The 8065-nt window shown below is 65.5% G+C and carries 8 protein-coding genes; 5 read left to right on the top strand and 3 right to left on the bottom strand.

The window, feature by feature from the left end:
• Positions 1–133: 133 nt before the first annotated feature.
• Positions 134–775 (bottom strand): ribosome biogenesis GTP-binding protein YihA/YsxC, encoded by a 642-nt coding sequence (gene yihA / locus ACVOMF_RS07605; RefSeq protein ID WP_282268046.1) that lies wholly within the window; start codon positions 773–775, stop codon positions 134–136.
• 173 nt (positions 776–948) lie between these two features.
• On the opposite strand from yihA, the gene ACVOMF_RS07600 reads away from it, so the two are divergent.
• The 4 genes from ACVOMF_RS07600 (at position 949) to ACVOMF_RS07585 (ending at position 4232) form a co-directional block, all read left to right on the top strand.
• Positions 949–1734 carry a c-type cytochrome gene (locus ACVOMF_RS07600; RefSeq protein WP_481508732.1) on the top strand — a complete coding sequence of 262 codons (786 nt, stop codon included), beginning with the start codon at positions 949–951 and terminating at the stop codon, positions 1732–1734.
• 94 nt (positions 1735–1828) lie between these two features.
• A complete protein-coding gene (locus tag ACVOMF_RS07595; protein WP_481508731.1) occupies positions 1829–2476 on the top strand; it encodes a thiol:disulfide interchange protein DsbA/DsbL in 648 nt (215 codons plus the stop codon).
• A 128-nt stretch (positions 2477–2604) separates the two neighbouring features.
• Positions 2605–3423 (top strand): thiol:disulfide interchange protein DsbA/DsbL, encoded by an 819-nt coding sequence (locus ACVOMF_RS07590; RefSeq protein ID WP_481508730.1) that lies wholly within the window; start codon positions 2605–2607, stop codon positions 3421–3423.
• Positions 3424–3494: 71 nt separating this feature from the next.
• On the top strand, positions 3495–4232 hold the full coding sequence (locus ACVOMF_RS07585) for an endonuclease/exonuclease/phosphatase family protein (protein WP_481508734.1): 738 nt from the start codon (positions 3495–3497) through the stop codon (positions 4230–4232).
• Positions 4233–4240: 8 nt separating this feature from the next.
• Here the strand turns inward: ACVOMF_RS07585 and ACVOMF_RS07580 are convergent, their stop codons facing one another.
• Both ACVOMF_RS07580 and ACVOMF_RS07575 read right to left on the bottom strand, forming a co-directional pair.
• Positions 4241–5116, bottom strand: a complete 876-nt coding sequence (locus ACVOMF_RS07580) for an EamA family transporter (RefSeq protein WP_481508729.1) — start codon at positions 5114–5116, stop codon at positions 4241–4243.
• Positions 5117–5278: 162 nt separating this feature from the next.
• Positions 5279–5689 (bottom strand): ExbD/TolR family protein, encoded by a 411-nt coding sequence (locus ACVOMF_RS07575; RefSeq protein WP_481508728.1) that lies wholly within the window; start codon positions 5687–5689, stop codon positions 5279–5281.
• A gap of 178 nt (positions 5690–5867) precedes the next feature.
• Between ACVOMF_RS07575 and ACVOMF_RS07570 the strand changes: the two genes are divergently transcribed.
• Entirely contained in the window at positions 5868–7814 is a 1947-nt protein-coding gene (locus ACVOMF_RS07570) for a transglycosylase SLT domain-containing protein (RefSeq protein ID WP_481508727.1), read from the top strand.
• Positions 7815–8065: the final 251 nt, after the last annotated feature.

The raw sequence follows: 8065 nt of genomic DNA, 5'->3' as shown, positions 1-8065 counted from the left end.
CGGGAGAGGGGTAGGGGTGAGGGCAGCTCTTGCTCTGGCCTTCGCTCCCGCAACAACCAAAAAAAACAAAAACGCCGCCCTACAAGGCGGCGTTTTTGTGCGGTGGACGCTGACAGACCATCAGCTTCGCGGCTTACGCCGCTCCCACATCACCTGCACCGTCCGCCGCCGGCGGGTTCAAGCCCAGCCAGCCGCCGATGATGCCGCGGGCTTCGTCCACGCCCTGGCGCGATTCGCCGGAGAAGGTCTGCACGCTGACCGTGTCACCGAAAACCGAGTGCAGTTCCTTGCGCACCTTCTGCAGGGTCTGCATCTGCTGGCCTCGGCCCAGCTTGTCAGCCTTGGTCAGCAGCGCGTGCGCCGGCAGGCCGCGCTGTACCGCATACCCCAGCATCTGCCGGTCGTAGTCCTTCAGCGGATGACGGATGTCCATCACCACCACCAGGCCCTTGAGCGCGTTGCGGGTGCGGAAGTACTGGTCAATGAAGGCCTGCCAGTGGGCCTGCAGGTCCAGCGGCACCTTGGCGTAGCCGTAACCGGGCAGATCGACCAGATGCGCCTCGGGGGTTACCTCGAAGAACACCAACTGCTGGGTGCGGCCGGGGGTCTTGGAGACGCGGGCCAGTGAGTTTTGGCGGGTCAGCGCGTTGAGCGCGCTGGACTTGCCGGCGTTGGAGCGACCGGCAAATGCCACTTCGGCCCCCAGATCCGGCGGCAATTGCCGGGAATTGTGGGCGGAAAGGTGGTAACGGGCGCGTTCGATGAGCAATGACATGTGCATAGGATCGCATGTTGCGACGCCGCGCGTCGGCCTGGCCGCTGTCCCGGGACCACCGAGCCGGCCGATTTTGCTGCACTGCTGCGTTGACCGTGCCGCAAAACGCCGTTGATAATCCGGGCGATGCCGGCGGAAAGCCCCGCCCGGCCCGGTCCACACGGAGCTTCAGCATGCGCCATGCTCGTGTTCTTGCCGTTGCAGCACTGGTAGTCCCCGTAATCGCCGCCGTTGCCTTTGCCCAGAGCTCGGTCATCGCCGTGCCGGACAATGCGCCTGTACAAACCGCTTCGCTGGAGATCGACTTCAGCAAGACCAAACCCGGTGATGCCAAGGCCGGCGAGGCCAAAGCGTCTACCTGCGCGGCCTGCCACGGTGCCGACGGCAATTCGGCCGTGGAGATCTACCCGCGCCTGGCCGGGCAGAGCGAGCGCTATATCGCCAAGGAAATGGCCCTGATCGCCAGCGGCCAGCGCACCGAAGGCGCGGTCGCCGCGATGCTGCCGTTCATGGAAGGGCTTACCCCGCAGGACATGCGCGATATCGGTGCCTTCTTCGCTACCCAGAAATCCGGTGCCGGTGTGGCCGATGACGCCGTGGTCAGCGAAGGCCCCTACCAGGGGATGAAGTTCTTCGAAGTCGGCCAGAAGCTTTACCGCGGCGGCGACACCAGCCGCAACATCCCGGCCTGCATCGCCTGCCACGGCCCGACCGGCGCAGGTAACCCGGGCCCGGCCTATCCGCATATCGGCGGCCAACATGCCGGCTACATCGCGCAACGTCTGCAGCGCTACCAATCCGGCCAGACCGGTGAGGCCGATGCAGCACAGTTCAAGATCATGGCCCAGATCAGCCACGCGCTGACCGGACAGGAGATCCAGGCGCTGGCCAGTTACGTCCAGGGCCTGCATGATCGAGCCAACGATGCCGCGGTAGCCACCGCAGCCGCGCAACCCTGATATCCGCCGGTCGCTCCGGCGACCCGGCAACTGCCCCACGCAGACACGCCGGCCGCGAGGTCGGCGTCTGTTTTTCCAACGGAGACCCACCACGATGAAGTTGTTCCCCCAACTGTTGCTGATGCTGCTGGCAATAGCCCCGCTCTCGGCCTGTGCCGCCTCCCCTACCGCGCCGGTCGAAGGCGATGACTATGAATTGATCGCCGAGCCGGGTCCGTTTGCGCCGCTGGCCGGCAAGATCGAGGTGGTCGAGGTATTTGGTTACACCTGCCCGCACTGTGCCCACTTCGAGCCGCAGTTGGAGGCATGGGTGGCCAAGCAGCCAGCCGACGTGCGCTTCACCCCGGTGCCGGCGGCGTTTGGCGGTTACTGGGATTCCTACGCGCGTGCTTTCTATGCAGCCGAGCAGGTCGGCGTACGCCAGCGCAGCCATGCCGACGTGTTCAAGGCGCTGCATGTGCAGGGCAGCCTGCCAGCACAGAATGTCACGCCCGACGAACTGGCAACCTTCTATGCCCAGTACGGTGTGCAGCCGCAGCGCTTTGTCGAAGCCCTGCGCAGCCCGCAGGTGGATGACAAGGTCAAGTACGCCCGCGCCTTCGCCATGCGGGTCAAGGTCACCGGCACGCCGATGCTGGTCGTCAATGGCAAGTACCTGGTCAAGGGCAAGACCTTTGATGACACCCTGCGCATTGCCGGTGCCCTGGTGGCACGCGAACGCAGCGGCGCCAGCCGCCGCTGAAACCTCGGCTGAAGCCCGGCTGAGCCGGGCCACCTGTTCAGCCGAATACGCACATAATGCGTCCCTGCGCGCCGGTTGCAGTCTCACTGCCCAGCGCCCCAAACACACCCTGCTGGAGACCCCTCCCGATGAAGATCCGCTTCGCCCTGGCCCTGACCGCCCTGTTGCCGCTGATGGTTGCCTGCAAAGCCCAGGACGGCACTGCTGATACCACCGCTCCGGCAGCCCCGGCCGCAACCGAAGCCGCTCCGGCTGCCACCCCGGCCCCGGCCGCTGAAGGTGCCGCCGCTGAAGGCGCTACCGCCGCTCCGACTGCCACCGACGCCGCTCCGGCTACCCCGGTCCCGGCACAGGCCCGCCTGGTCGGCCCGGAGCCGGTTGCCGGCACCGACTATGTCGCCATCGAAGGCGGCCAGCCGTTCCAGCCGGCTACCGGCAAGGTCGAAGTGGCTGAGATCTTCGGCTATGTCTGCCCGGCCTGCGCCCGCTTCCAGCCGCTGATCAGCTCGTGGAAGGCCGGTCTGCCTTCGGACGTGAGCTTCGTCTACGTGCCGGCCGCCTTTGGCGGTACCTGGGACAACTACGCGCGTGCCTTCTACGCTGCTGAAACCCTGGGTGTGCAGGAAAAGACCCACGACGCGCTGTACTCGGCCATCCACATCGAGCAGACCCTGAAGGGCGAGCGCGGCAGCGATTCGGTCCAGGACATCGCCAACTTCTACGGCAAGTACGGCGTTGATCCCAAGACCTTCGCCGACACCATGGGCAGCTTCGGCGTCGCCGCCAAGGTCAACCGTGGCAAGCAGTTCGCCCAGCGCAGCAAGATCGCCGGTACCCCGTCGCTGATCATCAACGGCAAGTACCTGGTCAAGGGCAAGGGCTATGAAGACATGCTCCGCATTGCCGACCACCTGATCGCGCGCGAACGCGCCGCCAACGCCAAGTGAGGTATCAAGGGCCTCGGCAACGAGGCCCTTGAGTTCGACCCGTCGTGAAATCCCCCACCCAGACATTGCGATTGCTGACCGCCAATATCCAGGCCGGCTCCAGCACCCGCCGCTACAGCGACTATGTGACCCGCAGCTGGTCACATGCGCTGCCTGCCGGACAGAAACGCTCCAGCCTGGACGCGATCGCCAAGCTGGCCAGCGGCCGCGACATCGTCGGCCTGCAGGAGGCCGATCCGGGTAGCCTGCGCTCGGGCTTCACCAACCAGACCCATTACCTGGCCGAACGTGCCGGCTTCAACTATTGGGCGCACCAGCCCAACCGCCGCATGGGCGGCGTGGCCTCCAGCGCCAATGGTTTGCTGAGTCGTTTGGAACCGGTGGAAGTTCAGGACCACGCCCTGCCCGGCCGCATCGGTGGCCGTGGCCTGCTGGTCGCCCGCTATGGCGATGGCGATGAAGGCCTGACCGTGGCGGTGGCACATCTATCGCTGGGCACCGGCTCGCGCCTGTCGCAGTTGGACTTCATTTCCGACGTATTGGCGGATCATCCCAACGCGGTATTGATGGGCGACTTCAACTGCAAAGCGGATCGCCCGGAAATGCGCGTGCTGTACCACAAGACCCGGCTGCAGCCGCCGAGCTGCCTGGTGCCGACCTTCCCCAGCTGGGGGCCGGACCGCGCCATCGACCACATCCTGATTTCCGACAACCTGAAGATGCTCGACACCCGCGCCGTTCCTGCCGCGCACTCGGACCATCTGGCCGTGGAAATGGAAGTCGAAGTCCCTGCCGACAGCCTGCGCTGAGTGCAGGCTCAGCCGGCCACCGCGGCCGGCGGTGGTCGCCGCCGCGCGGTCAAGGTACTGCCCGCCGACGCCAACACCGTGCAGCCGATCGCCAGCCACTGCAGGCCGGTCAGGTGTTCGTGCAACAACAGCAGCGCCCACAACGCCGCCACTGCCGGCTCCATGCTGATCAGGATGCCGAAGGTTTCCTTGGGCAGGCGCTTGAGCGCCATCATTTCCAGCGACATAGGGATGGCACTGGACACCACCGCCACCACGAAACCGGCCAGCAGAATCTTCGGCTCCAGCAGCGCCATGCCCGCATGCGCAACGCCGACCGGTACCACCACCAACGATGCCGCCAGCAAGCCCAATGACACGCTGTGCCCAGCATGCAGATGGCCGGTGCGCTTGCCGTAGATGATGTAAAGCGCCCAGCACAGCGCTGCCCCCAGCGCATACATGACCCCGACCGGGTCCAGCGCCTGGCCACCATCCAGCGGCAACAGCAACACCAGCCCGACCAGCGCACAGCCAACCCAGACGAAATCAATCGGCCGCCGCGAGGAGAACATCGCCACCGCCAGTGGACCCGTGAACTCGATGGCAACGGCAATCCCGAACGGAATCGTGCGCAACGCCATGTAGAACAGCAGGTTCATCAGCCCCAGCGTCAAGCCGTAACGCAGAATCGCCGCACCATCAGCACGGCTGGTATGCCAGCGCCACGGCCGCCACAGCAGCAACAGGAACAGCGCCGAAAAGCCCACGCGCAACGCGCTGGTGCCTTGCGCACCAATGATGGGAAACAGGTTTTTGGCGTAGGACGTGCCGATCGACAACGAGGTCACCGAGCCGAGTACCGCCAGCACCGGCAACAGCGATGCGAATCGGGAATTTTGCATCCCGCTAGTGTATTCGGCCGCTGGTGCAAACGCTTGGGCGAAATGGCCGTGGGTGCCAGCTCCGATGATGTCGCCGGACCTGCGTGGCGGTGCGGCCACCATCGCCGCTGGACAGGCATCAACCATCACCTCGACTGGTTGATGCCTGGCACGCGCGGCGTGCTACTGGATGAAGGCAATACGCTGCATGTGCGTGTTGTTGGCCGCCGCCAACACCTTGGCCATCACCTGGTACTGCGCATCCGGCGAGGCGTCGATGCGCAGCTCGGGCTGGTTGCCCTCATGCAGATCGGCCTGTGCCTGCAGGCGCGCCTGCAAGTCGCCTATCGCCAGCAACTCGCCGTTCCAGAAGAGCTGGTCGGATGCATCCACCCGCAACTCGATCGGCGGTGGCGGCTCGACTCGTTGCACGATCTTGTCGGTTTGTTGTGGCAGATCCACCGGGATAGGCACCGACACCATCGGTGCGGTAACGATGAAGATGATCAACAACACCAACATCACGTCGACCAATGGGGTCACGTTGATATCGGCCAGTGGACGCCCGCTATTGCCTGCTGCACTGAATGCCATTCCAGTTCCCCCAGGGCGAGGCCGGCGGCCTCGCCACCGAAGCTACGCCTGCTGCCGAGGGTTTCCAGCAATTCCGCGGTTTCTGTTCAGCTTCCATTTGCACGTAAGGGGCGCGCTTGTTCATGTGCGGGTCGGGCTGCTGCTCTGCCGTTGACGCTGCGGCCGTTATCCTTCTGCCATGAATAAAATCTTCCTGCTGCCTCTGGCTACCCTCGCCGCGCTGCTCAGCGCCTGCGTCCAGGCCCAGAATCTGGACGCACAACGCACCGCGATGCGCACCGCCATCGACAATGCCGAGCGCGGGCAATTCGATGCCAACGCCGCCGCGCCGCTGCGGAATCATCCGCTGTACGGCTGGTTGGAGTTCAGCGCCCTGCGCCGCAATATCGACACGCTTCCCAATACGCAGGCGCAGGACTTCCTCAAGCGCTACCAGGGTCAGGCCGTGGCCGAGAGCTTCCGTTCGGCCTGGTTGCCTGCCCTCGCCCGCCGCCAGGACTGGCCGACCCTGCTGGCCAACTGGAAAACCAGCAGCGATCCCGGCCTGCGCTGTGCCGAACTCAATGCACGGCAAGCCACCGGCAAGGCCGATGCGCAATGGACCAGCGATGCCCAGTCCCTCTGGCGCAGCGCCGGCAAGTCGCTGCCCGATGGCTGCGACCCGGTGTTTGCAGTCCTCGCCAGCCGCGGCGGCCTGACCCCAGCGCTGCGTTGGGAACGCATCGACGCTGCCGCCGATGCACAGCAACCGGCGGTAATGCGTGCCGCCGCACGCGGTCTGCCAGCCGCCGAGCTTGCGCAGGCCAATGACTACGCTGCCTTCGTCGACAAGCCCGACGCGCGCGCCCTGAACTGGCCGAAGAACGAACGCAGTCGCCGCATCGCCATCGATGGCCTGCAGAAGCTGGCCAAGGCCGACCCCGGCGCCGCCGAGCTGCAGCTGCCGCAGTACGCGCAGGCGCTGGCCCTGAGCCCCCAGCAGCAAGGCCAGGTGCTCTACGAGATCGCTTTGTGGACGGTGGCCTCTTACCTGCCGGATTCGGCACGGCGCCTGGCCGCCGTACCCGAATCGGCCTATGACGAACGCCTGCACGAGTGGCGCACCCGCGAAGCGATGGCGCGCGGCGACTGGCCGGCGGCACTGACCGCCATCCGCAAGATGCCGGCCAGCCAGCGCAACGATTCGCGCTGGCGCTGGTTCGAGGGCCGTCTACTGGAGAAAACCGGCAAGCCGGCCGACGCGACCGCGCTGTACCGCGCCGCCTCGACCGAGCCGACCTTCCACGGTTTCCTGGCCGCCGACAAACTCAAGCAGCCCTACAACCTGTGTCCATGGAATCCGGGCGACAGCGCAGCGGCAAAAGCCGTAGTTGCCCGTGACCCGGCGCTCGTGCGCGCCATCGAGTTGTTCAAGATCGAACGCCCAAGCTGGGCCGCGCGCGAATGGGCCGAGGCCTTGTCGCGTTTCGACGATAGCCAGCGCCGTCTCGCCGTGGAAGTAGCCAGCAACAACGGTTGGTTTGACCGCGCGGTGTTTGCATTGAAAGGCCCGCAGGAGTTGCGCCTGTACAACCTGCGCTTCCCGCTGCACCACGACGACACGATCCGCCGCGAGGCCGCCCGCAATGCGCTGGACCCGGCGTGGATTGCGGCGGAAATCCGCGCCGAGAGCATCTTCAATCCGAATGCACGTTCGCCGGCCAACGCCATGGGCCTGATGCAGGTATTGCCCGCCACCGGCGCCAGCGTGGCCAAGAGCATTGGTCTGAGCGGTTATGGCGGTGCGTCCAGCCTGTATGACTCGGATACCAACATCGCCATCGGTACCGCCTATCTGCGCCAGCTGATGGACAAGTACAACGGCCTGCCCTACGTCACCATCGCCGCCTACAACGCCGGCCCCACCCCGACCGCACGCTGGCAGAGTCAACGCCCGAACTACGACCCGGATCTCTGGATCGAGACCATCAGCTACAAGGAAACGCGCGAATACGTGGCGCGCGTGCTGGCCTTCAGTGTGATCTACGACTGGCGCCTCAACAACAACGCCCTGACCCTGAGCGACCGCATGGTCGGCAAGACCCAGGGCGCGCGCAAAGCCTTCAGCTGCCAATCGGCCCCCTAACACCTGTAGAGCCGAGCCATGCTCGGCACTATCGCTTCAGTCCCTCTCCCGCTAGCGGGAGCGGGGTTGGGGTGAGGGCAGCTTTTTCGCTTGCAAAGCCCCTGCCGAGCATGGCTCGGCACTACCGCTCTAGCCCCTCTCCTGCGAAGCGGGAGAGGGGTTGGGGTGAGGGCCGCTTTTCGCGGAAGAGCCCCTGCCGAACATGGCTCGGCACTACATGTGCGACGCCTCATCCGACTTATCATGGCCGC

It is taken from the genome of Stenotrophomonas sp. STEN022, from assembly GCF_056760155.1.
The sequence above is the reverse complement of the archived record's forward strand: the minus strand, read 5'-3'. Positions and strand labels throughout refer to the sequence as shown.